Origin of the sequence: Xanthomonas hortorum (genome assembly GCF_040279205.1) — a bacterium.
Classification (GTDB): Bacteria; Pseudomonadota; Gammaproteobacteria; order Xanthomonadales; family Xanthomonadaceae; genus Xanthomonas; species Xanthomonas hortorum_F.
The window spans coordinates 1-22,592 of sequence record NZ_JBEOLS010000074.1; the positions used below are offsets into that span (position 1 = coordinate 1).

At 59.2% G+C, this 22,592-nt stretch carries 20 protein-coding genes and 3 pseudogenes; 12 read left to right on the forward strand and 11 right to left on the reverse strand.

Going from position 1 to position 22,592, the window contains the following annotated elements; translation table 11 throughout:
* On the reverse strand, window positions 1-157 hold a 157-nt coding region (locus ABS769_RS20220), incomplete at its 3' end, for a transposase (RefSeq protein WP_233368074.1).
* Window positions 158-632: 475 nt separating this feature from the next.
* Here ABS769_RS20220 and ABS769_RS20225 point away from each other — a divergent pair.
* Window positions 633-1,742, forward strand: a pseudogene (locus ABS769_RS20225) (IS3 family transposase).
* Between the two features lie 128 nt (window positions 1,743-1,870).
* On the opposite strand, the gene avrBs1 reads toward ABS769_RS20225, so the two are convergent.
* Window positions 1,871-4,321: an AvrBs1/Avra family type III secretion system effector gene (gene avrBs1 / locus ABS769_RS20230; protein WP_317062977.1), complete on the reverse strand. Its 2,451-nt coding sequence runs from the start codon at window positions 4,319-4,321 to the stop codon at window positions 1,871-1,873.
* A 480-nt stretch (window positions 4,322-4,801) separates the two neighbouring features.
* Here avrBs1 and ABS769_RS20235 point away from each other — a divergent pair.
* Window positions 4,802-5,132, forward strand: a pseudogene (locus ABS769_RS20235) (transposase); the annotation flags it as partial.
* Window positions 5,133-5,502: 370 nt separating this feature from the next.
* On the opposite strand, the gene ABS769_RS20240 reads toward ABS769_RS20235, so the two are convergent.
* Entirely contained in the window at window positions 5,503-5,751 is a 249-nt protein-coding gene (locus ABS769_RS20240; RefSeq protein ID WP_116905091.1) for a hypothetical protein, read from the reverse strand.
* Between the two features lie 108 nt (window positions 5,752-5,859).
* Entirely contained in the window at window positions 5,860-6,210 is a 351-nt protein-coding gene (locus tag ABS769_RS20245; RefSeq protein ID WP_317062978.1) for a SymE family type I addiction module toxin, read from the reverse strand.
* A 566-nt stretch (window positions 6,211-6,776) separates the two neighbouring features.
* Between ABS769_RS20245 and ABS769_RS20250 the strand changes: the two genes are divergently transcribed.
* Together ABS769_RS20250 and ABS769_RS20255 are read left to right on the forward strand one after the other, a co-directional pair.
* Window positions 6,777-7,439 (forward strand): hypothetical protein, encoded by a 663-nt coding sequence (locus tag ABS769_RS20250; RefSeq protein WP_317062979.1) that lies wholly within the window; start codon window positions 6,777-6,779, stop codon window positions 7,437-7,439.
* Window positions 7,436-8,791, forward strand: coding sequence for a DUF6792 domain-containing protein (locus ABS769_RS20255; protein WP_317062980.1), 1,356 nt, complete (start codon window positions 7,436-7,438; stop codon window positions 8,789-8,791). Before ABS769_RS20250 ends, ABS769_RS20255 begins: the two co-directional genes overlap by 4 nt.
* A gap of 54 nt (window positions 8,792-8,845) precedes the next feature.
* On the opposite strand, the gene ABS769_RS20260 is transcribed toward ABS769_RS20255, so the two are convergent.
* From ABS769_RS20260 to ABS769_RS20280, 5 genes are all read right to left on the reverse strand, one after another.
* Entirely contained in the window at window positions 8,846-9,277 is a 432-nt protein-coding gene (locus tag ABS769_RS20260; protein WP_317062981.1) for a hypothetical protein, read from the reverse strand.
* A 135-nt stretch (window positions 9,278-9,412) separates the two neighbouring features.
* On the reverse strand, window positions 9,413-9,682 hold the full coding sequence (locus ABS769_RS20265; RefSeq protein WP_317062982.1) for a hypothetical protein: 270 nt from the start codon (window positions 9,680-9,682) through the stop codon (window positions 9,413-9,415).
* 70 nt (window positions 9,683-9,752) lie between these two features.
* The gene (locus ABS769_RS20270) at window positions 9,753-10,199 is read right to left on the reverse strand and encodes a hypothetical protein (protein WP_139328404.1); all 447 of its coding nucleotides are present in this window, start codon (window positions 10,197-10,199) and stop codon (window positions 9,753-9,755) included.
* Window positions 10,200-10,280: 81 nt separating this feature from the next.
* Entirely contained in the window at window positions 10,281-10,826 is a 546-nt protein-coding gene (locus ABS769_RS20275) for a hypothetical protein (RefSeq protein WP_076037405.1), read from the reverse strand.
* Between the two features lie 57 nt (window positions 10,827-10,883).
* A complete protein-coding gene (locus tag ABS769_RS20280; protein WP_043888859.1) occupies window positions 10,884-11,096 on the reverse strand; it encodes a hypothetical protein in 213 nt (70 codons plus the stop codon).
* Window positions 11,097-11,423: 327 nt separating this feature from the next.
* Here ABS769_RS20280 and ABS769_RS20285 point away from each other — a divergent pair.
* A pseudogene (locus ABS769_RS20285) lies at window positions 11,424-11,799 on the forward strand (phage integrase N-terminal SAM-like domain-containing protein); the annotation flags it as partial.
* Between the two features lie 38 nt (window positions 11,800-11,837).
* Here the strand turns inward: ABS769_RS20285 and ilvD are convergent.
* The gene (ilvD, locus tag ABS769_RS20290; protein ID WP_317062983.1) at window positions 11,838-13,676 is read right to left on the reverse strand and encodes a dihydroxy-acid dehydratase; all 1,839 of its coding nucleotides are present in this window, start codon (window positions 13,674-13,676) and stop codon (window positions 11,838-11,840) included.
* Window positions 13,677-13,970: 294 nt separating this feature from the next.
* On the opposite strand from ilvD, the gene ABS769_RS20295 reads away from it, so the two are divergent.
* Window positions 13,971-14,237 (forward strand): YkgJ family cysteine cluster protein, encoded by a 267-nt coding sequence (locus ABS769_RS20295; protein WP_317062988.1) that lies wholly within the window; start codon window positions 13,971-13,973, stop codon window positions 14,235-14,237.
* A 46-nt stretch (window positions 14,238-14,283) separates the two neighbouring features.
* On the opposite strand, the gene ABS769_RS20300 is transcribed toward ABS769_RS20295, so the two are convergent.
* Complete coding sequence (locus ABS769_RS20300) at window positions 14,284-14,829, reverse strand: gamma carbonic anhydrase family protein (RefSeq protein WP_317062984.1); 546 nt, start codon at window positions 14,827-14,829, stop codon at window positions 14,284-14,286.
* Window positions 14,830-15,342: 513 nt separating this feature from the next.
* Between ABS769_RS20300 and ABS769_RS20305 the strand changes: the two genes are divergently transcribed.
* The 6 genes from ABS769_RS20305 to ABS769_RS20330 all read left to right on the forward strand — a co-directional run bounded on the left by ABS769_RS20305 (window position 15,343) and on the right by ABS769_RS20330 (window position 22,349).
* Window positions 15,343-16,653, forward strand: a complete 1,311-nt coding sequence (locus tag ABS769_RS20305) for an MFS transporter (RefSeq protein WP_317062985.1) — start codon at window positions 15,343-15,345, stop codon at window positions 16,651-16,653.
* Window positions 16,654-16,791: 138 nt separating this feature from the next.
* Complete coding sequence (locus ABS769_RS20310; protein ID WP_317062986.1) at window positions 16,792-18,036, forward strand: HD-GYP domain-containing protein; 1,245 nt, start codon at window positions 16,792-16,794, stop codon at window positions 18,034-18,036.
* 369 nt (window positions 18,037-18,405) lie between these two features.
* Complete coding sequence (locus tag ABS769_RS20315; protein ID WP_317062987.1) at window positions 18,406-18,882, forward strand: MarR family winged helix-turn-helix transcriptional regulator; 477 nt, start codon at window positions 18,406-18,408, stop codon at window positions 18,880-18,882.
* Window positions 18,883-19,019: 137 nt separating this feature from the next.
* Window positions 19,020-20,039 carry a SphA family protein gene (locus ABS769_RS20320; RefSeq protein ID WP_317062989.1) on the forward strand — a complete coding sequence of 340 codons (1,020 nt, stop codon included), beginning with the start codon at window positions 19,020-19,022 and terminating at the stop codon, window positions 20,037-20,039.
* Window positions 20,040-20,072: 33 nt separating this feature from the next.
* Entirely contained in the window at window positions 20,073-20,840 is a 768-nt protein-coding gene (locus tag ABS769_RS20325; protein ID WP_268213859.1) for a coniferyl-alcohol dehydrogenase, read from the forward strand.
* Between the two features lie 27 nt (window positions 20,841-20,867).
* Window positions 20,868-22,349 (forward strand): benzaldehyde dehydrogenase, encoded by a 1,482-nt coding sequence (locus ABS769_RS20330; protein ID WP_023902276.1) that lies wholly within the window; start codon window positions 20,868-20,870, stop codon window positions 22,347-22,349.
* Window positions 22,350-22,592 lie beyond the last annotated feature (243 nt).

Consider the following 22,592-nt stretch of genomic DNA (forward strand, 5'->3'; position numbering starts at 1 on the left):
AGTTGCCAAAGCGCTTGGGTAGGCCGCGCCATTTGCAGCCATGCTCGGCAACGTAAAGGATGGCGTTGACCACTTGCAGGTTGGTCATGCTGACATTGCCGCGCTGCGCCGGCAGGCAGTGTTCGATTAGAGAAAATTGTGCTGGCGTGATCTCCATGCACGATAGTTTAATCGCTCGGGCCATTAGTGTTAACAGGCCCTAATGTCGGCATATTCTGACTGGTCAGCGGAGCTGGATGGCGCGACTACGCGGCGCAGGTGCAGCGCCTCGGGAAGAGTAACCTCGGACGCAGGGCGCGGAGCATCTGGAATGCTTTTTGCTTAGGGGCAAGCAGGATATGGCGTTTTATTCGAAGTTTGATCTATAGGTGTGGCGCCACCGACGGTCTAGATAAGCGCTTATTATGAGGCGGCTACACCGCAATTTAACGGACAGGTGCGAAATGAATTAGCAGGTTGCGAAATTACTTTCGCATCCCTGCGCCGCCGCCTTATCGCATCTCCAGTCTTCTTCAAAGCCACCATGAAGATTCGCAAGTAGTAAGCAAGCAGGTGCGGTGTCAGCCTCCCGTAAAATTGATACGGCAATCGTGAGAGGTCTCCGCGCACACTAGCCACCCAGGAGACCAACGATGCGCAAGAGCAAGTTCACCGAGAGCCAGATCGTCGCCACGCTGAAGCAGGTTGAGGGCGGCCGCCAGGTCAAGGATGTGTGCCGTGAGCTGGGTATTTCCGACGCGACGTACTACGTCTGGAAGTCCAAGTACGGCGGCATGGAGGCTGCTGACGTGCAGCGCCTTCGCGACCTGGAGACCGAGCACAGCAAACTCAAACGCATGTACGCCGAGCTCGCCATGGAAAACCATGGACTGAAGGATGTCATCGCAAAAAAACTGTAGACCCGGCGCACAAACGCCCGCTGCTTGCCTGGCTCATCGAGCAGCATGGCTGGAGCGAGCGCCGGGCCTGTGCGGTGGTTGGCGTGGCTCGCTCGACAGTGCGCTATCGGCGTCGTCCCGATCGCGACGAGGAAGTCATTGCGCTGTTGTCCGAGTTGGCCGAGCGTTTTCCCGAGCGTGGTTTTGGAAAGCTCTTTCAGATCATCCGCCGTCGCGGACATGTGTGGAATCACAAGAGGGTCTGGCGCGTGTATTGCCTGATGAAGCTCAATCAGCGTCGCCGCAGCAGACGCCGTGTCCCGACGCGTCATCCACAACCGCTGACATGCGGAGCACGCCCCAATGCTGGATGGTCAATCGACTTCATGTCCGATGCGCTGTGGGATGGTCGACGCTTCCGCACGTTCAATGTCATCGACGACTTCAGTCGGGAAGCCTTGGCGATCGAAGTGGACTTGAATCTTCCGGCCGCCCGCGTCATCCGCGCCTTGGAGCGCATCGCAGCCTGGCGCGGCTATCCCGTCAAACTTCGCTTGGACAATGGCCCGGAGTTTGTCGCATTGGCCTTGGCCGAGTGGGCCGAGCGCAAAGGCATCGCCTTGGACTTCATCGAGCCGGGGCGTCCAATGCAAAACGGTTTTATCGAACGCTTCAACGGCAGCTACCGACGCGGCGTGCTGGACATGCATCTCTTCCGCACGCTGAGCGAGGTTCGCGAACAGACCGAACACTGGCTGGGAGACTACAACCAGCAGATCCCGCACGACAGCCTGGGCGGGCTAACGCCCGCCGAGTTCCGTGATCAACATCAACCGCAGACCTCTAATTTTTAGCTGGCATTAAATTGTGGGGGAGTCGACACAGGCATCGCGTCGGTTGTGCCCGCAAGACGCTGCAGGCACAAAGAACCCGCCGGTAATGGCCTTTGAATACGGACGAGTAATCCAGCTGACCAGCATCAGCGCATACCACTACAGGCTGGACTTGATAGTTGGACCGGCCGCAGTCGGAGGCTGGAGAAGCTTGGAAGAAAGAAAGAGCTCGATCCCACGCATAATGTCATAGGCACTGAAGTCAAGCAGGCTCAATTCTCGAATTCGACTTCCTTCCTTATTTTTCTCGTAAATACAAAGCGAAACGCCTTGGCGGAGCGCCTCACAGACCTTTTCCGCAACAGTTTTTCTTTCATGAAAAGACAGTCCCGAAAGCTTTTTTAGCGTGTCTTCCTTGCCAAGCGCAGCATTTTGGCCAAGCCAAGACAATTGACGCTCAAGAAAATCCGAGATTAATTTTCCATCGTAGCCCTCATCCTCAATATAACGCGCAGCGGACAACATTTCGATATTGAACTCGATCAACGTTGCCACGGCTACAGGGCGTGACTCTCCAACTTCTATAGCTTTAGCATCCCATAATTCCAGCTTGGCGCAATACTCGTTGTGCCTCAAAATAGAGCCAGGCTTTCTTGATTGCAGCATGCACTGGGCATCGACCAAATCATCAAGAGAGTGGTGGAAATCATATGAATTTCTATCTGGGTCAGGCTTTATATAATGCTTTAAATTATTTTCAATAAGCCACATTTTCTCCGCGTGACTAAGTGAGTTGCAAACCCTTGCAAATTCAGAATTAAATGCTCTATTCGAATTAAATGAATGAACGTCTCCAAATCCTGGTCGTGCCTTAGCATATTCCGGAAGATCGCCAACTGCAGTAGCCTTATATATTACTGAAGGTAACCCTTTCCACTTTGGCCTATGAGGAACTTTCATCTCGGATATAGTCGCGCCCTTTGCCTTTGCATTTATAATGGAAAAAGGCGTCATCACAATATCAAATGCCGTTGAATTATTGCAAAGCGTATCAACTTCTCTTTTTGCCGGTGTTTTCCCGGCTGAACCAAAACTGTTGGTAGCCTCACGATCGTGCGAGAATCGCAGACCTCGAACCATCAAGGGTTTTCCATCAGCGTAGTCTCTAGAAATTTCCGACTTGTCATTTACTAGAAGGCCTTTGACGGACGATTCATTAATTATTCCCTCAAGCGCAGAAAAATTTCCAACCTTACCCATTTTGTTGTAAAGTTCCGCTACTTTTTGCACTATCTTCTTTTTTTCTATAACTCGCCGAAGCTGCGGAGTTTGCAGATAGGCGACGTTGATCTTAGTGGTTTCACTTTTACCGGTCGCTTCTTCAATCAAACGACCAGCTGTCTTCATCAATGTTGCCTTTGCATCAAGAGTGTAGCTGTATAGCTGATTTTCAACTCCGGCCTTGTCAGTCGGATCGATTCCATCAATCGTGAGTGAAATTGCACCATGAATTTCAGCGTAACTATGGGTAAATACCTGATATCTATCCACCTCCTTGTGGGGAAGACCTTGGTTCTTTCGTACGCTATTCATACGCAGGGCCATTACCATAGCAGGGCTATTTTGCCTGAAGAAATCCAACGACAAATCAATTAAGGCGTCTTTCGCTTGATCAATGGTCAACTCTGGCGCGGACCATTGAAGACCTGAATGCATAGCTGCATAGCGGGCAGCGACAACCACGTCCGACGATGTCCCTGATGTTCCCGACATAACTGGAATCTGGAAGAATTCGCGGATCTGGGTGCCTACATCGTTGGACAGATGCATTCCTGATGTGCTCTTAACTGAATGTGTCCCCGAGCGGTTAGCGTCGTGGCGATTCTTCAAGCGAAACGCCATTCTCGCCTGTATTTTTAAACGTCCTGCCAACAATTCGCCCTCTTGACACAGTTCAAAGCCTGTTTTTACTTGCTCTTTAGTGAAGGGGCCCAATTCTCCTTTCAACATCATCGCAAAAGCGGACGCTGCCTGGTCCGAGATTCTCCAAGCACGTGGCTTGGCATAAGGGGATTGTGCATCCGGTTGTTTGAGTCCAAGGATCTCATCGCTAAGCTGTTGACGGTCACGACGTTGTAGCGCAGGCTCATCTTTCCATGAGCTACGCTCTAGATGGCAAAGCCATTCTGACTGTTTGTGAGCAAATGAGCTTACATCTTTCATTGCGAAGCAAGCATTGGAAATAAGTTTATTCTCGGCATTTATATGGTTTATATATGCAAGCGCACGCCTACGGAGGTGCTTTTCCGAACGATAGGCATTGTTCGACAAAGACTGCGAAAGAAAGTCAACTATGCTTGAATCTGTTTTTTCATTGGGATGATATATTTTCCCATCAATAGTTGCTGCGCTATAGCTTTTCTTAAATTTAAGAGCGCGTTGTGGAGCAGGTGACAATGAGGAACTCAGCACTGAAAAGCGTGAAGTGTCACTTTCCTTCCCATCAATAATTGATTTATTATTATTAAATTCAGCGCTCACCGAATCCGCCGATGTTTCTGATGTTTCAAACGATGAGTATTTTGGAATAACTGACTTGGCCTTTAACATGATTAACTCCCATGTATGGTTAAAATTTTCTTAAAATAATCCGGCGCACTTGACGTGCATGGATTACGAGCAACTGCGGTTTACAGAGCATCAGGCTAGAAGCGTGTGCGACATCTCGCCATGCTCATGGACACTCTTAACGCGCAGCTTCGGCGGCTTTTAAGGTAGCTGAACTCACCTCCCAATTGGAGGTTTTACAGCCTTTATTCATTTTCTATGAATAATGAGGTTAATCTATGCACTATTGAGTCAAGATTAAGTCGCAAGCCCTATTTTTACTAATTCTGCCTGGGCGGCAAAAGCCCAAAGCGAAGTTGTCTATCGAAATGCGCTTTTTTTCTATAGCTAAGCAAAATCACCATCAGCGCTCATGGCTTCCTTCTCGTTGTGGAGGCAAGCAAACGATAGTTCCCTAAGGAAGGTCTGAACAACTCCCCCTTATGCTGCGACACTCCCACCGGCCCCAACCGGACGACGACGATGCAGCTTTCTTTTGGCGACTTGGAGTACAACGGCAAGCGCAAGCGGACGCGTCGAGAGGTGTTTCTTTCCGAGATGGATCACGGGGGCGTCAAAGGAGCTGCTAGCACTGATCAAACGGCACTATCCGACGTCAAGCCTGCCGGGCCGTCAGCCGCGCCCGCCGGAAGCAGTGCTTCGCATCCACTTTTTGCAGCAATGGTACGCACTGAGCGACCCAGGTGCGGAAGAAGCTTTGTCTGACACGGTGTCGATGCGTCGTTTCACCGGGATTGGCGGGCTGGATGATGTGCCGAACGAGACCATGATTCTCAACTTCCGCCGGATGCTAGGGATGTCGATTGCGAGAGCACCGAAACGCGAAGTACTGCAACCGATGCAGCGATATTGCCAAGAGCAAGCACCGCACCCAATAGAAGTATCAACTCCATCGAAACCTCCAAGCAGCCTGGCTATCATTGGGCCGCCTGAGCGCGGTGTAACACGATCCTCGCCGAGGCGTTGACGGCCGTCAATCGCTGCAAGCCTATGAATCGCACGGCCTTCGTAGCAGTGCGGCTGCTTATGTCCATGTGCCATGCCGCATCTTTGCAGGGACAACGCGCTACGTTCGACGACGTGCGGCGTAACGAGGCAAGCCGCTGAGATTTCAAGATGCCGTCATGCGACAGCAAGTGAGCCATCAGTAGGCCCAAACCAACCTAACCGCCGTCTTCGGCGTGCAGATACGACCTGCCCGGCCTTTGCTCCACCCGCTGCTCAAGCATCTCGCGCACGGCATGGGCGGCATCGAAGATGGCTTGTCCCAACGTTGGCAGCGTCTGCGCCTCCAGACACTCCGGTTTGCTCATAGCGATGACATCGCCGTGGGCGATGAGGCTGCGTAGCAGGCGGTCGAGCTGGTCGCGTTGGTCCAGCGTGAGATGCAAGACGACGGCGGGGTGGTCCATCGGTGTCCTCCTCGGCGCGGGGAGCTGTGAGCGCGCACGGTGTGCGACATGCGCGTTGCACTCGATGCGGGCGCGCACGTGCGTGCTGCGTGTGCGGGGCACACCGGCTCAGTCGGCGGGTGCCAGGCTGACGACCAGCTCGCCATCGCGCATGCGGATGTGGAGTTTGCTGCCGATGGCAAAGCCCAGTTGTTCCAGCCAGCGGCCGCGTAGGCGTAGCGTGGGGATGCGTTGGTCGCTGGCGGGGTAATAGCCGTAGCCCACGGTGCAATGTTGCGGGGCACGCGGGTGCCCGGGGCGTGGGGGGCGGGCTTCGGTGCGGGGTTGGGGGATGGGGGTGCGCTCGACGTAGGGCCGCGGCTTGATCGTGGGGTCGAGCGAGCGCCAGACGATCTCGTTGGGTGGCGCCACCGTGGCGCGCTTGCGTGCCGATGTGGGACGGGATGTGGGTCGACGCATGGCAAAGCCCTCCTTGACGAACAGGCTCCGCCGCCGGGTGGCGACGGGATGTCGGGAGGTTAGAAACCGCTAACAGTCGGCGGGCGTATTTCCCCGAAGGGTGTTGTATTAGCCGCCCTCCCGACGCAGGCGTCGCGTCGGTTGCACCCACAAGAATCTGCAGGCACAAAAAACCCACCGGTTTGACGGAGGTGGGTACCGCTGTTAGGGGAGTTTCTACGCTCCTTGCCGAGGAGACTGCTACGCGCTGCGTGACATGTCAACCGGTTGATGCTGGCGCTCTGGATAGCGTTGATAGATGATCTGCGCGTTGGCGCTTCACCCGGCAAAGTCAGAGCTGGGCATTGGTCAAGAGCGGATTAGTCAATGCACATTCGCTACACTCCAACAAAGGATCTTCCAGCTGCACAAACGGTGTTCTTGGATTTGTCCAAGGTCCAGTAGCTGCTTCGTGGGTGCCGGACGGCTGATGATAGGTCTTTGGTTTGCAGTTACTGCGACTCAGGCCGTACCGCACCGGCAGGCCGTTCGCTCCCAACTCTAAACGCGCAGGGCACCGAGGTGGCATGAACGTATATTTCAAAATCAAGATTGTCGGATGTCTTTTCCTAGTCCTTTTGACAGGGTGCAACCCAATGAATGCTGCGTCTGAGAAGTACGAAAAAAACGGCGAGACCACGGCTGACGGAGATCCGGTCTATCGGAAAAATCAACATCCGACGGAAGCTTACAAGCTCACCATGACGATCGAGGATGCGCCGGGTCCGTTTGAGTGGATATCGGGTACCGCCTTTTATCAAATGACGAACCATGAGCAATGCACGCCGATAGAGCCTATTGCGGGTGTTTGGAGTAAGTCAAAAGAAGATGGGATACCCATCAATTTTGAAAAGATGAATCCGACGACATATGTGGCGACGATCTATGCAGATGGCATGATCGATGCGGATTATTACGGAAAGGGTGTGTGTAATTTTGAACTCAATGGTGTTGGTATCTCGCTGAAAGCAACCGGAAAAAAAGAAGAGACGCGCTTCCAGCCGGCGCTCTTTAAAGTGCAAATATACGATTCAGTACCCGTTAAATTTTATTTTTGGAAAGGAGGCTATCCGCGAAGCCAGATGGATAACTATCCCGACACCGGTGAATATAGTGTGGATAAATATGCTGAGTCAAATCGCGGAAGTTTATTTAAGGTAACGCTAAAATCTGAGAAGGTGTCCAAATGAGCCTGACCGAACAGCAAAGTGCCTTTCTCGCAAATGATGTGTATGCGCGACCTGGCGAGACTGGGTTCGACAGTAAGCCAGTCAATATGGGTGGCGTCTCTTTCAGGCGTCTGGAATACATGGACCGCCCGTCTGGCTATCAGGGGATCATCTACGAGGAAATAGGAACAGGCGAAATTATCGTCGCCCATCGCGGGACCGAGTTTGATCGTCAACCAAAGCAAGATGGTGCTTATGCTGACGGTGGCATGGTTGCAGCACGTCACAATCGTCAGGTCGATGATGCGATCGAATTGACTCAGCATGCATTGAAGTACGCAGAACAAAAGCACCTCAGAACCGGCCAACCTGCTCCCGATGTCACCGTCACCGGTCATTCTCTGGGCGGCAACCTCGCCCAGGTCACTGCCCACCACTTCGGCCTCAAGGGAGAGACCTTCAACGCCTATGGCGCGGTCAGCCTGGACCGGCGCATTCCGGAAGGTGGCACCGACGTGATCAATCACGTGATGGCAGGCGATGCCGTGAGTGCTGCAAGTAAGCACTATGGACAGGTGAAGGTATACGCCGCGTCGCATGAGATCACTGCGTTGGATAGGGCTGGTTACGCCAACGACAGCAGTCTCTTGGATGCACGCAATCCGATGGTCGCAACGGACTTGGGAGATTCGCATCGGATCCACAACTTCCTGCCGTTGGACGCTAACGGCAAACCGGACCGCTCGGTGTTGGAAGACCCTCAAACGCAGCTGCTGGCCCGGCAACATGCGCCGATGATCGACAAGTATCGCGGCGATGTTGAGACGTTGAGGATGGGCGTGACCTTCAATGCGAGGGTCATCCAAGGGATGAGCCTGGCGGATGGTGTCGATCACTTGCGCGATCCGCTTGCCCCAGGTGCTGGACGCACGGAAATGGCTGCGACACGGTGGCACGAGGTGCAGCAGCGAATGCAAAGCGAGGATGCGCCAGCGTATGTGCCACCGGGCTGGAAGATGCCGATTGGCGGGTCGTTGGAGCGCTGCGTTGCGCCTGCCCCTGCGATGGTCTCAAACGATCCTCTGTATCGATCGATTCACAGCAAGCTGCCAGAGGGCACCTCCGATGAGGTTGCAATGCACGCCACCGTCGAAGCCAAGCGGGCGGGCATCCTTCGTGACGATCAGCTGCAGAGCGTGACCCTACACCAAGGAAGCATCTTTATTCTTGGCCAGACGCCGGGCTTCCGGGCCAAGGTGGATCTGTCTGAGGCCGTGCCTCCAATGCAGGAAAGCATCCGCCAGTCGCAGGCCTTGGATGCCCAGCGGTCGCAGCAGGAGACGGTTGAGCGGGCACCTACACGATCGATGTAAAAGTCGAGCCGCGAAGCGGCGTCGGCTTGAATGAATTGTTAGACCGCACCCGTTTTATAGGCGCGACCAGGATTGCCGAAGACCGACGGCATGAACAATGCCAAAGGCCAGACAGATGGCTGAGCTGGCGTACCAAAATGTCATGCTGTTGCCCGGGAAGTGTGCCATGAGAGGGACGAAGAAAAGACCGCGCAGCAGGCAAACACCGGTAATGGCTAGTAGAACCCAGCGGAGTAGAGGGAGTCGGCGAACAAGACCTGCGCCCGATAAGGCATAAAGGGACCACACCAACAGAATGCTGACGATCACCAATGTAACTACGGTCGGGTACCAGTGCCCGGCGGATGCCATTTGAGCCATGCCGTCGCCGGCGCCGAAAAGACGGTACCCCGCTGGACCGGCAGCGATGCAGCCGAGATGCAGCAGTGCAGCGAGCGCGTTCAGACCGCCAGCTACTAACAGAAATGGATTGTGCGTAGTAGCCATATTCCTTACGTGTGGCCCAACGCCTGAGTTAAGCCGGGCCGCGAAGCAGCGTCGGCTTGAATGAATTGTTAGGCTTCATTGTGCGGCTTGCGGGGCAAAGCGACAACGTTACTAGAAGACGAATGCTTAGTGCCCTTATATTGATGCTGTACGGAGAAGACCAGGCGCTACAGTCCAACGCCGACCGTCATCCGTAAGCACGGAGACCGATTTTTTGTTGTAGCGAACGATAACGCCATAAACCGGCCCTCGCATGTCCGGCTCAAACGTGACGCGATCACCAATGCTGAAGCGGAGCATAGTTGCGTGAGCTCGCGCTTGCTGCATGAAGCGAAGTCTCTCAACAATCCGATGATTGAGGTCGATGAGCTCGGCCTCGGTCAGTTTGTCGATGTCGATAGTCATGAGGTCTAACACCTGAATTAAGCCGACTGGCGAAGCCAGTTCGGCTTGAATGAATTGTTAGGCGCATGATTCATGACTTGTCGCTCCTGCTGATCTTGGCCACTTGCGCACAAGAAGCAGCTACGTATGCCTTGTATAGTGACTCAAGCCCACTTTGATAAGGTTGCTTTTGCTCTAGCAACTTTATATTCAGCTGAGAGAAGAAGAGAGCCGAGAAAATAAAATCATCTCTTGGGTCGAAGCTATAGCTGCGAACAAGACTGTTGAAGTAAGGGTCGTCGCTGGAGCCGGTTTGCTTTGCCTTTGCGGCTTGGTTGATAACTTCTGAAAGTTTCCCGGCCGCATGTGCACTCACCGCGGCGTCTGCAACTTTGGCACAAGAGGCAGCAATGGTGCTCCTGTCCTGAACCCCAGACATTGTATCGGTGAGTTCAAGTTGAACGCGCCCTTGGGCTGGATCTTGCGCAAATGCGCTAGTGCAAAATAAGCCAGCAAGGAGTGAAAGGATGCTCTTCATGCGGATTGATTCCAATTTTTTGGCAGCGCCTAACACCTGAGTTAAGCCGGGCCGCGAAGCGGCTTCGGCTTGAATGAATTCCTAGGCAACGTGCGGCTCAACTTCCGAGACTACTGCCTGAGTCAGATCCACGAGCATAATTTGCTTGCCAGTATTTTCAAGTTGCGACAGGTAGCTCCGCGCTGCCTCGATTGTCCGCTTCTCGCCAGGACGCTCCTGCAGGACTGCGTCGAATATGGCTCTAAGTTTTTCTGGCAGCAAAAAGAATTGCTCCGAGAACTCGACATTACAGCCAACGCCAACAGAGACAATGCGGGAGATTGGTCTGGCGAACTTCCCCTTGACTCCGGAAAGAACGCTGTGATGTGTCGCTATGTTGCGAAGCGCCTTGAAGAACGTGAATGATGGAATGGCCCGCAACTTGTCACGTGTTGCGGTGTCGACCATCTCCTCGATGGATATAAAGCAGAACAAGAAGGCATCGAAGTACACCGTGAGCAGGAACAGGCCTTGGTTGGGCTCTGCGTTACGTGCGGATTTGAACTGATCAAACAGGTACCTTGCTTCTGTAAGCCGAAGCATTGGCGCGCTCATTGCTGCGAATTGCTGGGCGGCAATCTTGTTCATGTTGCCTAATGCCTGAATTGAGCCGCGACGCGAAGCAGCGTCGGCTTGAATGAACTGTTAGGCGGCACTGTGCGCACTCATTGCCTCCTCGTACGTCATGCCCGGCTTGATGGCGGTGAAACCGTTGCCTCCGCAGTCAATTGCGAAGCAAAGTTTGCGTACCAACTCAATTGGGTAGCCAGAGGCGCGTGCAATGTCGTAGTACAGGTAGATCTGAACTGGTCGCTCCTGCGCGAGAAGCATCCCGTTGATCAAACGCTCAAGCGCCATTGCAGCAGAAGACTCTTCTGAGTGCTTGCGAAGTCTCTTCGGATCGTTGCCTCGGTACTGTCGAGCACTTACGTGTATTGGGTGAGTAATCACGGAACCTCCTATGCCCCCTAACTACTATTGGACCGCCAAAAGGCGGTGCCGCAGTGAGTATCTTCGATTGCAAGAATTTTGTAAAAGGGGGAACTCCTAGCCGCAATCACGGGGTCGCACGATGGCAAGCCGACGCGACCATACGGGTGCTTTTAGCGTTATCCGGCAAGGACGCAGGCGTATGAGACACACCAGAAAAACGACGGCGTAACAGCACGCCCATCGGTCAGGCGCCTGGATCAGGTGCGCGACCGCTTGCGCGTGTGGCATTACAGCGTGCGCACCGAGCAGGCGTACGTAAGTTGGATCCGGCGTTTCATCCTGGCTAACGGCTAACGGCTAACGGCTAACGGCTAACGGCTAACGGCTAACGGCAAGCGGCTAACGGCAAGCGGCTAACGGCAAGCGGCATCCGGGGCAGACGGAGGTCGAGGCCTTCCTGACCCGGCTGGCGACCGAAGGGCAGGTCTCTGCGGGGACGCAGAACCAGGCATTGGCAGCGCTGTTATTTCTTTATCGCGACGTTCTACGCATCGAGTTGCCGTGGATGGAAACTCTAGTGCGTGCCAAGCGACCGAGGCGTATTCCTGTGGTGCTCTCGCGCGAAGAGGCATGCATGCATGCCTCGCCACGTCGTATCCGCTGGCCCTAGCCGTCCAGCATCGCCTTATCCCGCACCGCACCCTTATCCGCACTAGTCGCCAGCAACGCATACGCCTTCAACGCCGTAGTGACCTTGCGCGGGCGCACTTCCACCGGCTTCCAGCCATTGGCATCCTGCTCTGCACGACGACTGGCAAGCTCTTCATCGGACACCAGCAGATTGATCGAACGATTGGGGATATCGATCAGGATCTTGTCGCCGTCGCGCACCAGGCCGATCGCGCCGCCTGCTGCGGCTTCCGGCGAGGCGTGGCCGATCGACAGGCCCGAGGTGCCGCCGGAGAAGCGGCCGTCGGTGAGCAGGGCGCATTGCTTGCCCAGGCCCTTGGATTTGAGATAGCTGGTGGGGTAGAGCATTTCCTGCATGCCGGGGCCGCCCTTGGGGCCTTCGTAGCGGATCACCACGATGTCGCCGGCTTTCACTTCGTCGGCCAGGATGCCCTTGACCGCCGAATCCTGGCTTTCGTAGACGCGGGCATTGCCCTCGAACACGTGGATGGATTCGTCCACGCCCGCGGTCTTCACCACGCAGCCGTCGCGGGCGATATTGCCGTACAGCACGGCCAGGCCGCCCTCCTGCGAGAACGCATGCGCGACATCGCGGATGCAGCCTTCGCTGCGATCGGTGTCCAGGGTGTCCCAGCGCGTGGCCTGGCTGAAGGCAATCTGGGTGGGGATGCCGGCCGGGCCGGCCTTGTAGAACGTGTGCACCGTTTCCGTGTCGGTCTGGGTGACATCCCACTGCGCGATGGCGTCGGCCAGCGTGCGTGCGTGCACGGTGGCCGCGTTGGTGTGCAGCAGGCCGCCACGTGCGAGTTCGCCGAGGATGGCCATGATGCCGCCGGCGCGATGCACGTCTTCGATGTGGTACTTGGGCGTGTTCGGGGCGACCTTGCACAGCTGCGGCACGCGCTTGGACAGGCGGTCGATATCCTGCATGCCGAACGGCACCTCGCCTTCCTGCGCGGCAGCGAGCAGATGCAGGATGGTGTTGGTCGAGCCGCCCATGGCGATATCCAGCGTCATCGCATTTTCGAACGCTTCGAAGGTGGCGATGCCGCGCGGCAGGGCGGTGGGATCTTCGCCGCCGTACCAGCGGTGGCACAGCTCCACCGCCACGCGTCCGGCGCGCAGAAACAGCTGCTCGCGGTCGGCGTGCGTGGCCACCACGGTGCCGTTGCCCGGCAACGACAGGCCCAGCGCTTCGGTCAGGCAGTTCATCGAGTTGGCGGTGAACATGCCCGAGCACGAGCCGCAGGTGGGGCAGGCACTGCGCTCGAACTCGGCCACCTTTTCGTCGGAGGCGCTGTCGTCGGCGGCGATCACCATCGCGTCGATCAGATCGAGCTTGTGTTCGGCCAGCTTGGTCTTGCCGGCTTCCATCGGCCCGCCGGAGACGAACACGGTGGGGATGTTGAGCCGCAATGCGGCCATCAACATGCCGGGGGTGATTTTGTCGCAGTTGGAAATGCACACCAGCGCGTCGGCGCAATGCGCGTTGACCATGTATTCGACCGAGTCGGCGATGATCTCGCGGCTGGGCAGCGAATACAGCATGCCGTCGTGGCCCATGGCGATGCCGTCGTCCACGGCGATGGTGTCGAACTCCTTGGCCACGCCGCCGACGCGTTCGATCTCACGCGCGACCAGCTGGCCGAGATCCTTCAGATGCACATGCCCGGGCACGAACTGGGTGAACGAGTTGGCGATGGCGATGATGGGCTTGTGGAAATCCCCATCGCGCATGCCGGTGGCGCGCCACAGTGCGCGGGCGCCGGCCATGTTGCGGCCGTGGGTGGAGGTCTTGGAGCGGTACTCGGGCATGGCGAATTCGACGGCTGATTGGCGAGCGGTGGCTGGCAATTAGAGCGCGTCACAACTGTTGCTGCTGCAACCGTCGCGGCGCGTTCCGGTGATCTGGCACGTTAGCACGCAGCTGTTCGGCGCGGCCGTCATTGCAGCGTGCATGCTGCCGGGCGATCAGGCTGCAGTGGGCTGGTTTCCACGCAAGTGGAGTGCACGGGCAGCGCGACCGGCTGGCGGCGTTCCGGTTAGGTTGCTCGGCAAATGTGGTTTTTTGCCAGCGCCGCACTTGCGCCGCGCCGCTACACTGTGCCGATGTCGTCCACGCTTTCATGCCGCCTGGGCTGCGCTGCCTGCTGCATCGCGCCCTCGATCAGCTCGCCGATTCCCGGCATGCCCAATGGCAAGCCGGCCGGGGTGGCGTGCGTGCAGCTGGATGCGCAGCTGGGCTGCCGCTTGTTCGGCTCGCCGCAGCGCCCGGCGGTATGCGGCAGCCTGCGCCCATCGCTGGAGATGTGCGGCGCTTCGCGTGAGCAGGCGTTGACGATGCTGACGGCCTTGGAGCGTGCGACCCAGCCTTGAACCGGTACGTCAACGCCAGGCGCGAGCCCGCCTCGCAGACCCTCAATCAATCGCCAGTCGGCACGCCCAGATACTGGTCCTTGAGCCGCACATAATGTTGCGCGGAGTAATGCAGGCTTTCGATCTCCTTGTCGCTGAGCGTGCGCGCCAGCCGTGCGGGATTGCCCAGCCACAGTTCCGCCTCGCCGACCACCTTGCCGGGGCCGACCACCGCACCGGCGCCAACGAATCCGTAGCGTTTGACGGTGGCGCCGTCGAGCACGCAGGCGCCCATGCCGATCAGGCACAGGTCTTCGATGGTGCAGGCATGCAGGATGGTGCCGTGGCCAACGGTGACGTCTGCGCCAATCACGGTGGGATAGCCGGCCTTGTTGAATGGGCTATGGTGACTGACGTGGATGATGGTGCCGTCCTGCACGTTGGTGCGGGCGCCGATCTGCACATGATTGACGTCGCCGCGAATCACCGTGCCCGGCCAGACCGAGACGTCATCGCCCAGGCTCACCTTGCCGATGATGGTGCAGGCGGGGTCGATATAGACGCGTGCGCCCAGCTGCGGGGTGTGGTCCAGGAACGAACGAATCGGGGTCACGACAGTCTCCGGCAAATCAGCGTGCCGCCCAATGCATGCACTGCTTGCATGATAACTGGCCGTCTGTGGGTGTGCAGAACAGGCTGCGTGTGGTGGGTGTAGCGCGTGGCTGCGTATCCAAGCCATCAAGGCTGCAAAGACAGAGTGGTTACGCCTTCCTTGTCGTAGTGCATGCGATGCAAACAACGCAGGCGTTTGATTGCAGTCACCAGCAACGAACGCGTGAGCTTCGAAACGAAGCGGCATGCGGGCCTGTTCGATAAGCGCACACCAGTGCAGGCATTCGTCTTGAACGCTGCCTGCGATCGGCCTAGCGTGGCCACGCACTGTTGCAGCGGTGTTGGTTTGCCACTGCATCGCAACGCTACATGTCGTCGAAACTGCCGATTCGTGTAACCGCGTCGGCTGCATCCATGAGCTCGATCTGCGCCGCAACTGTGCGGCGCCCTCGGGCGACCTGCATGCAGGTCGGCGCACTGCAACAAGCACCCATCTCCATCACAGGATTCACGCATGCCGCATAGCGCAGCAACACCCGCAAGCTTCGTGCTGCAGCGGATGACGCCCTTCCAGTGGAGAGCGGTGGCGGTGTGCGTGCTGCTCACCATGCTCGACGGCTTCGATGTGATGGCGATGGCGTTCACCGCGCCGCATGTGTCGGCGCAGTGGCAGTTGTCGGGCAAGTTGCTCGGTGTGTTGTTCAGTGCCGGCCTGGTCGGCATGGCGGTGGGATCGTTGTTGCTGGCGCCGTTGGCCGACCGCATCGGGCGTCGCGCGATGATCCTGGTGTGCCTGGCGATATTGACCGTCGGCATGGGCGCCTCGGCCTTGGCCAGCAGCGCGTGGCAGCTCGGTGCGCTGCGTGCGTTCACCGGTATCGGGATCGGCGGCATGCTGGCCTGCGTTGCGGTGATCGCCGCCGAATATTCCACCGCACACTGGCGCAGCACCGCATTGGCGCTGCAGGCCACCGGTTATCCGATCGGCGCGACCCTGGGCGGTGCGATCGCAGCGTTGTTGCTGCAGCAGTGGTCGTGGCACGCGGTGTTCCTGCTTGGTGCGGCCGGCTCGCTGCTGTGCGTGCCGTTGGTGCTGGCATGGCTGCCCGAATCGCTGGAATTCCTGATCGCGCGCCGCCCGCCCGGCGCATCTGCACGCTTCAACGCGGTGCTGGCCCGCATGGGCATGCCGCCGCGTGCCGACTTGCCATTGCCGCCGCCGCAGGTTGCCGATGACGCGCAGGGTTATGCGGCCCTGTTCGTGCCTGGCTTGCGGCGGCAGTCGCTGCTGATCGCGCTGGCGTTCTTCCTGCTGATGTTCGCGTTCTACTTCGTGCTCAGCTGGACGCCGAAGCTGCTGGTGGTGGCTGGCCTGTCGGCGGAGCAGGGCGTCACTGGCGGGGTGCTGTTGAATCTGGGCGGCATCGCTGGCGGTGGGATGTTCAGCTGGCTGGCGGCGCGTGCGCGGTTGTCGCGGCTGACGGCCGGGGCGCTGCTGTTGTCGGCGCTGGCCATGCTTGCGTTCGGGCTCTACAGCACGGTGTTGAGCTGGGCGTTCGTGATCGCGCTGTTGACCGGGGCGGCCATGTTTGCCGCCATTGCCGGCCTGTATGCGGTGGCGCCAGTGGTCTTCACGGCGGCGGTGCGCTCCACCGGCATGGGCTGGGCGATCGGCGTGGGCCGCTTCGGGGCGATTGCCTCGCCGCTGTGCGTGGGCGTGCTGGTGGATGCAGGGTGGTCGCCGGCCACGCTCTACCTGGCTTGCAGCTTGCCTCTGCTGCTGGCTGCGGCGGCCGTGCTGAGCATGCGTCTGCCCCCTCGCTGAACCACTCACGCTGCGTCAGCCAGGTGCCGCTGGCGGAGTCGACCGCGCCAAAGAAATCCACTGCACTGCCGATAACCCGTCAGACCCCCCATCCCTGTGGCGGGCTCTTCCGCGGATTTCAAGCAGACCAGTGCCGGCATGCTCAGAACCATCGACTCAGATCAACTCCGCCCCGGCATGTATGTCTACAAGCTGCTGGGCGCGTGGGTGCACCATCCGTTCTGGAAGACCTCGTTCCTGGTCGACTCCGACGATGTGGACAAGATCCATGGCAGCCGTATCGAGCAGTTGGTGATCGATACCGCGCGTGGATTGGATCTGGAAACGCCGGCCGCAGCGCACGCAGCATCGGAAGCACCGCCCGAACCGGAACTGCCGGAGCCATCGGAGCCGCCCAAGCCTGCATGCACCTCCCGCACCGCGCGCACCAACAGCGTCACCGCACAGGTCGGTATCGAGTCCGAAGTGGTGCGTGCCCGCAAGATCTTCGAAGACGGCCGCGACATGGTCGAGGCAATGTTCCGCGACGTGCGGCTTGGCCGTACCGTCGACACCGAGGCGGCGATGCCGCTGGTGCAGGCCATCAACGATTCGGTGCTGCGGCATCCACAGGCCTTGATCAGCGTGGCGCGGCTCAAGACTGCCGACGACTATACCTACCTGCATTCGATGGCCGTGGCCGGCCTGATGAGCGGGCTGGCGCGTCAGCTGGGATTGCCCGAGGCGCAGGTAGTGGAGGCGGCGATGGGTGGCCTGCTGCACGACATGGGCAAGGCGGTGACGCCGCTGGACATTCTCAACAAGCCCGGCAAGCTCACCGACGAAGAGATGGACATCATGCGCCAGCACCCGATGGATGGTCATCGCCTGCTGGTGGCTGGCGGTGTGCAGAACGCGGTGGTGCTGGAGATCGCGCTGCATCATCACGAAAAAATGGACGGCACCGGTTATCCGAACCAGCTGGCGGGCGAGAACATCTCGTTGATGTCGCGGATGGGCGCGGTGTGCGATGTGTACGACGCCATCAGCTCGGATCGCCCGTATAAACGGGCCTGGGATCCGGCCGAATCGCTCAAGCGCATGGCATCGTGGCAGGGGCATTTCGACCCCGCGGTATTCCAGGCGTTCGTGCGGCGGCTGGGTATTTATCCGGTCGGTTCGCTGGTGCGGCTGGAGTCCCAGAAACTGGCGGTGGTGATCGAGCAGACGGCCGATGCGCTACTCAAGCCCAAGGTGCGCGTGTTCTATTCGGCCAAGCTGCGCAGCCATGTGCTGGTGCAGGACATCGATCTGTCGCGGCCGGACTGCCAGGATCGCATCGCGCAGATGGAAAGCCCCACCGACTGGGGCTTTCGCGATCTCGAGAAACTCTGGCTGCCATAAGCGGTAGCGCCGCGTGAACACGCTGGCGAGCGCGACCATGCTGCGCTGCAGCTTGGCAATGTAGTTATGATCCATAACTATTCCGGAACGCAATCAATGCCGACCCGGATTTCATGCCCACGCCGTGCCTGGATCACCGCCGTTCCCTACGTGCTGCAGCTGCCGCACGCAGCTGCCATGCGCTGGCGCCGGCCGGCAGCTGGCCGGCTGCGCGGGTCTGCAGGCAGCAACGGGCAGCATCGGCAACGCACACGCCCGCATCGGTACCCCCGGCCACGTCTACAATGCAGCTCACGCCGCGGATCGGCGTTGCGGGCGGGGAGTGTTGCGCGCACCGGTCCGCCCGCTGCCATCGTTGCGAGAACCGTCATGTCCGTCACTGCCAATGCCGCACTGCTGCCCGATGCCGTTACCACGGTGGACCAGGCGCGCCTGCTGCGGTTGCTGGGCTACCGCATCACCCGCACCGAACTGCTGGTGCGGCGGATGTTTCAGGACTGCGTGGCGGCGTTCGACCTCAAGCCGGTGGATTTTTCGCTGCTGATGCTGGTGGACGGCAACCCGGGCATCAACCAGCGCCAGATCGGCGACGTGCTGCACGTGTCGCCGCCCAATCTGGCGATCGTGGTGGCGCGGCTGGTCAAGCGCCGCCTGCTGCGGCAGGTGCGTGGACGCCAGGACCGGCGCATGCAGCATCTGTCGCTGACCGCTGCCGGCGTGGCCTTGCTGACCGATGCCGAAGCCGAGGTGCTGCGCATGGAACAGCAACTCAGCGCAGTGCTTGGCAGCAGCGAAGCGCCGTTGCTGCGCGCACTCGACCGACTGGATCGTATCGACACGCAGTGATCCGCCACTGCCGAGCCTGCGCTCGGCAGTACCGTCCCACCAATCTGACCATTGCACGTGCCGTGAGCGGCGCGGCGATCGCGCCTGCCTGACCGTTGCCACGTCCTATCTACCGCTGTTTGCTCTCAACGTTGGAGATGTTCGCAGTGAGTTATCTATCGGTTGTGCGCCAGGTGGGTTGGCGTGGGTTACTGCAGTGCAGTGTCCTGCTCGGGGTGGTGTCGCTGCTGGCAGCCGGGCCTGCGTTTGCGCAGGGCGTGCCGCAGAGTGCAACGCTGACCAATGGCATCAACACCGGCGGCACCAGCTTCTTCGACGGGTTCACGCGCACCACGCCGGGTTGGGCGGTGATCACCTATCTGCGTCAGAGTTCGCTGGATGCGATCAAGGACGCGCGCGGCAACGATGTGCCGGTGTTCGATAATCCGCGCATCGATTCCACCCTGTTGCTGACCCAGATCGCCTATGTCACGCCCTACAAACTCTTTGGCGGCGCACTGGGCATCAATACGCTGGTTCCGCTGATCAACCTGGATGCCTCGTTCGGCCGCAACAGCGTCGCCACACTGCGCGATAACGGCGCCGGCGTGGGCGATCTGACGTTCGGGCCGTATCTGCAGATGCTGCCGGTGATACGCGATGGCAGGCCGGTGTTTTCGCAGCGTTTCGAGATCAATGCCATCGCGCCAATCGGCAAGTTCGACCGCGATCGCGACCTCAATCAAAGTGCCGGTTATTGGTCGGTGGTGCCGCAGTACGCGTTCACCGTGTTGCCGACGCACAACTGGGAAATCAGTGCGCGCCTGAATTACATCTACAACTTTCGCAGCGAGCGTCGTCCGAATCTGCCGCCCGGCTTCGAATTCCGCAATGGGCAGGCCGGCGATGCGGGCTGGATCAACTTCGCCACCTCCTGGGAAGTGGCACCGGATATCCATCTGGGCGTGAATGCGTATTACCTCACCCAGTTCCGCGACAACCGCACCAATGGGCAGCGCGTTGCAGACACGCGTCAAAGCGTGTTCTACGCCGGACCAGGCGGCTCATGGCGGCTGGATGCCAGCAACATCGTGTTCGCCAATCTCTATCTGCCGGTGGAAGTGAAGAACGCCGCCTCCGGCAACAACGTCAACCTGCAGTACGTCCATGTGTTCTAGTGCCGGCGTGGCCGGCCTCTTCGGAGAGTGGCAATGAATTTGCAGAACAAGACGATCGTGGTCACCGGTGTAGCCTCGGGTATCGGTGCAGAAGTGGCGCGGCTGGCGCGGTTTCATGGTGCCACCGTGATCGGCATCGACCGCACACCGGTGCAGATGACGCTGCATGGATTTCACCAGGCCGACCTCGGCGACCCGGCCTCCATCGATGCGCTGGTGAAGGCCTTGCCGGAGCGTATCGACGCGCTGGCCAACGTGGCCGGCGTCCCCGGCACCGCACCGCTGGAGCTGGTGGCACGCGTCAACTATCTGGGACTGCGTCATCTCAGCCAGGCCTTGCTGCCGCGTATCGTGCCGGGCGGCAGCATCATCAACGTGGCCTCGATCCTGGGCGCCGAATGGCCACAGCGGTTGGACCTGCACAAGCAACTGGCCGCCACCGACAGCTTTGCTGCCGGCAGCGCTTGGCTGGCGGAACATCCGGTGGCACACGACACCTGCTACCAGTACTTCAAGGAAGCGCTGATCGTGTGGACGTTGCTGCAATCGCGGCCCTGGTTTGCCGAGCGCGGCGTGCGCGTCAACAACGTCTCGCCAGGGCCGGTTTTTACGCCAATTCTGGGCGACTTTGCCGCCATGCTCGGCGAAGAGCGCGTCAAGGAAGATGCCAAGCGCATGACCCGCCCGGCGTATGCCGATGAAGTGGCCGAGGCCATCGTGTTTCTTGCGTCCGATGCCGCGCGCTGGATCAACGGCATCACGCTGCCGGTTGATGGCGGGCTGGCGTCGACCACTCTGTAACTCCACCCCACAGCAGGAGGCTAGACCATGAATGCTCTCCCCAACGTTGCAGTATCCGCGCCCACCACCCCAGCGTGGCACGGCTGCATTTTCAATGGCGACTGGGTGCCCGGTAACGGCGGCACCTTGCAGATCTACGAGCCCGCCACCGGCAACCTGTTGCATGAAGTGAGCAAGGCCGATCTGTCCGATGTCGCAGCTGCGGTGGCGCAAGCCAAACACGCGCAGCGTGCGTGGGCCGCCACCGCGCCGCGTGAGCGCGCTGCGATATTTCACCGCGCCGCGCAGCTGATGGAGGCGCGCAGTGCAGAAGCCGCGCTGCTGATTGCGCGCGAAACCGGCGGCATCCTGCCCAAGGCCCAGCGCGAAGTGAACGAATCGGTGGTGTTCTATCAGCAGGCTGCGGCGCTGCCGCTGCAGGCCGTGGGGCAGGTACTGCCGACTGGTGCCGGTCAGCTGAGCCTGGCGCGGCATCTGCCGCTGGGTGTGATTGCAGTGATTTCGCCGTTCAACTTCCCGTTGATCCTGTCGCTGCGTTCGGTCGCACCGGCGCTGGCAATGGGCAATGCGGTAGTGCTCAAGCCCGATCCGCGCACGCCGTATACCGGCGGCGTGATCATCGCGCAGGTGCTGGAAGAAGCCGGTCTGCCAAAGGGCTTGCTGCATGTGCTGCATGGCGATGCGCAGATCGGTCAGGCGCTGGTCGAATCGCCGGATGTGCCGATGATTGCCTTCACCGGTTCCACCGCTGCCGGCCGACGCATCGGCGAGATTGCAGGGCGGCACTTGAAGAAGGTTGCGCTGGAACTGGGCGGCAACAACGCAGTGATCGTGCTCGACGACGCCGATCTGGACAAGGCCGCATCGGCAATCGCGTTTGGCGCCTACATGCATCAAGGCCAGATCTGCATGGCCACCGGCCGGGTGCTGGTACAACGCAGTGTGGCCGAGGCATTGACGCAGCGGCTGGCCGAAAAAGCCCGTCATCTACCGGTCGGCGATCCGGTCAGCGGCACCGTGGCGCTTGGCCCGATCATCGACCAACGCCAGCTGCAACGCGTGATCGATATCGTGCGCGACAGTGTCGCCGCCGGTGCGGTGGTCGAAGCCGGCGCGACAAACGAAGGGCTGTTCTATGCGCCGACCGTGTTGTCCAACGTGCGTCCGGGCATGCGCGCATTCGACGAAGAGGTGTTCGGCCCGGTGATCAACATCACCGTGTTCGATACCGACGACGAAGCGGCGGAACTGGCCAACTACGGCGAGTATGGGTTGGCCGCAGGCATCATGTCGGCATCGGTGTCGCGTGCGATGAACTTGGGCGAGCAACTGTACATCGGCTCGCTGCATATCAACGACCAGACAGTGGTGGACGAAGTCATCAATCCGTTCGGCGGCACCGGTGCGTCGGGCAATGGCACCAGCGTCGGCGGCCCGGCGGATTGGGAGCAGTACACGCATTGGCAGTGGCTGACGATCAAGAACACGGTGCCGCAGTACCCGTTCTGAGCGGAGTAATACAGCCGAATGGGGTTGCTGACGGAACCTCTCGAACGCTGCGTTGATGGCGGCAACTTGTTGGTCACACTCGCCTGCGTCGTTTGGATGTACCACTGGCGCCGTTTTGAGATGCAGCCAAGAGCCTGATTAGTCGAGCGCGCGGTGCCCTCACCGCTCGCGGGACACGCCGCAAGTACGTCCATGTAGGCTCGGTGGCGGCATCCATGCCGCCACACGGTCCCGCAATCGGTG

Coding starts and splice junctions, on each gene's coding strand:
- ABS769_RS20280 (WP_043888859.1), bottom strand. CDS start 11,096: ATGGCGCTTGAGCGTTTGATCAACGGGATGCTTCTCGCGCAGGAGCGA.
- ABS769_RS20250 (WP_317062979.1), top strand. CDS start 6,777: ATGAACGTATATTTCAAAATCAAGATTGTCGGATGTCTTTTCCTAGTC.
- ABS769_RS20295 (WP_317062988.1), top strand. CDS start 13,971: ATGTCGTCCACGCTTTCATGCCGCCTGGGCTGCGCTGCCTGCTGCATC.
- avrBs1 (WP_317062977.1), bottom strand. CDS start 4,321: ATGTTAAAGGCCAAGTCAGTTATTCCAAAATACTCATCGTTTGAAACA.
- ABS769_RS20275 (WP_076037405.1), bottom strand. CDS start 10,826: ATGAACAAGATTGCCGCCCAGCAATTCGCAGCAATGAGCGCGCCAATG.
- ABS769_RS20330 (WP_023902276.1), top strand. CDS start 20,868: ATGAATGCTCTCCCCAACGTTGCAGTATCCGCGCCCACCACCCCAGCG.
- ABS769_RS20310 (WP_317062986.1), top strand. CDS start 16,792: ATGCTCAGAACCATCGACTCAGATCAACTCCGCCCCGGCATGTATGTC.
- ABS769_RS20265 (WP_317062982.1), bottom strand. CDS start 9,682: ATGACTATCGACATCGACAAACTGACCGAGGCCGAGCTCATCGACCTC.
- ABS769_RS20255 (WP_317062980.1), top strand. CDS start 7,436: ATGAGCCTGACCGAACAGCAAAGTGCCTTTCTCGCAAATGATGTGTAT.
- ABS769_RS20245 (WP_317062978.1), bottom strand. CDS start 6,210: ATGCGTCGACCCACATCCCGTCCCACATCGGCACGCAAGCGCGCCACG.
- ABS769_RS20270 (WP_139328404.1), bottom strand. CDS start 10,199: ATGAAGAGCATCCTTTCACTCCTTGCTGGCTTATTTTGCACTAGCGCA.
- ABS769_RS20260 (WP_317062981.1), bottom strand. CDS start 9,277: ATGGCTACTACGCACAATCCATTTCTGTTAGTAGCTGGCGGTCTGAAC.
- ABS769_RS20320 (WP_317062989.1), top strand. CDS start 19,020: ATGTTCGCAGTGAGTTATCTATCGGTTGTGCGCCAGGTGGGTTGGCGT.
- ABS769_RS20305 (WP_317062985.1), top strand. CDS start 15,343: ATGCCGCATAGCGCAGCAACACCCGCAAGCTTCGTGCTGCAGCGGATG.
- ABS769_RS20315 (WP_317062987.1), top strand. CDS start 18,406: ATGTCCGTCACTGCCAATGCCGCACTGCTGCCCGATGCCGTTACCACG.
- ABS769_RS20325 (WP_268213859.1), top strand. CDS start 20,073: ATGAATTTGCAGAACAAGACGATCGTGGTCACCGGTGTAGCCTCGGGT.
- ABS769_RS20240 (WP_116905091.1), bottom strand. CDS start 5,751: ATGGACCACCCCGCCGTCGTCTTGCATCTCACGCTGGACCAACGCGAC.
- ilvD (WP_317062983.1), bottom strand. CDS start 13,676: ATGCCCGAGTACCGCTCCAAGACCTCCACCCACGGCCGCAACATGGCC.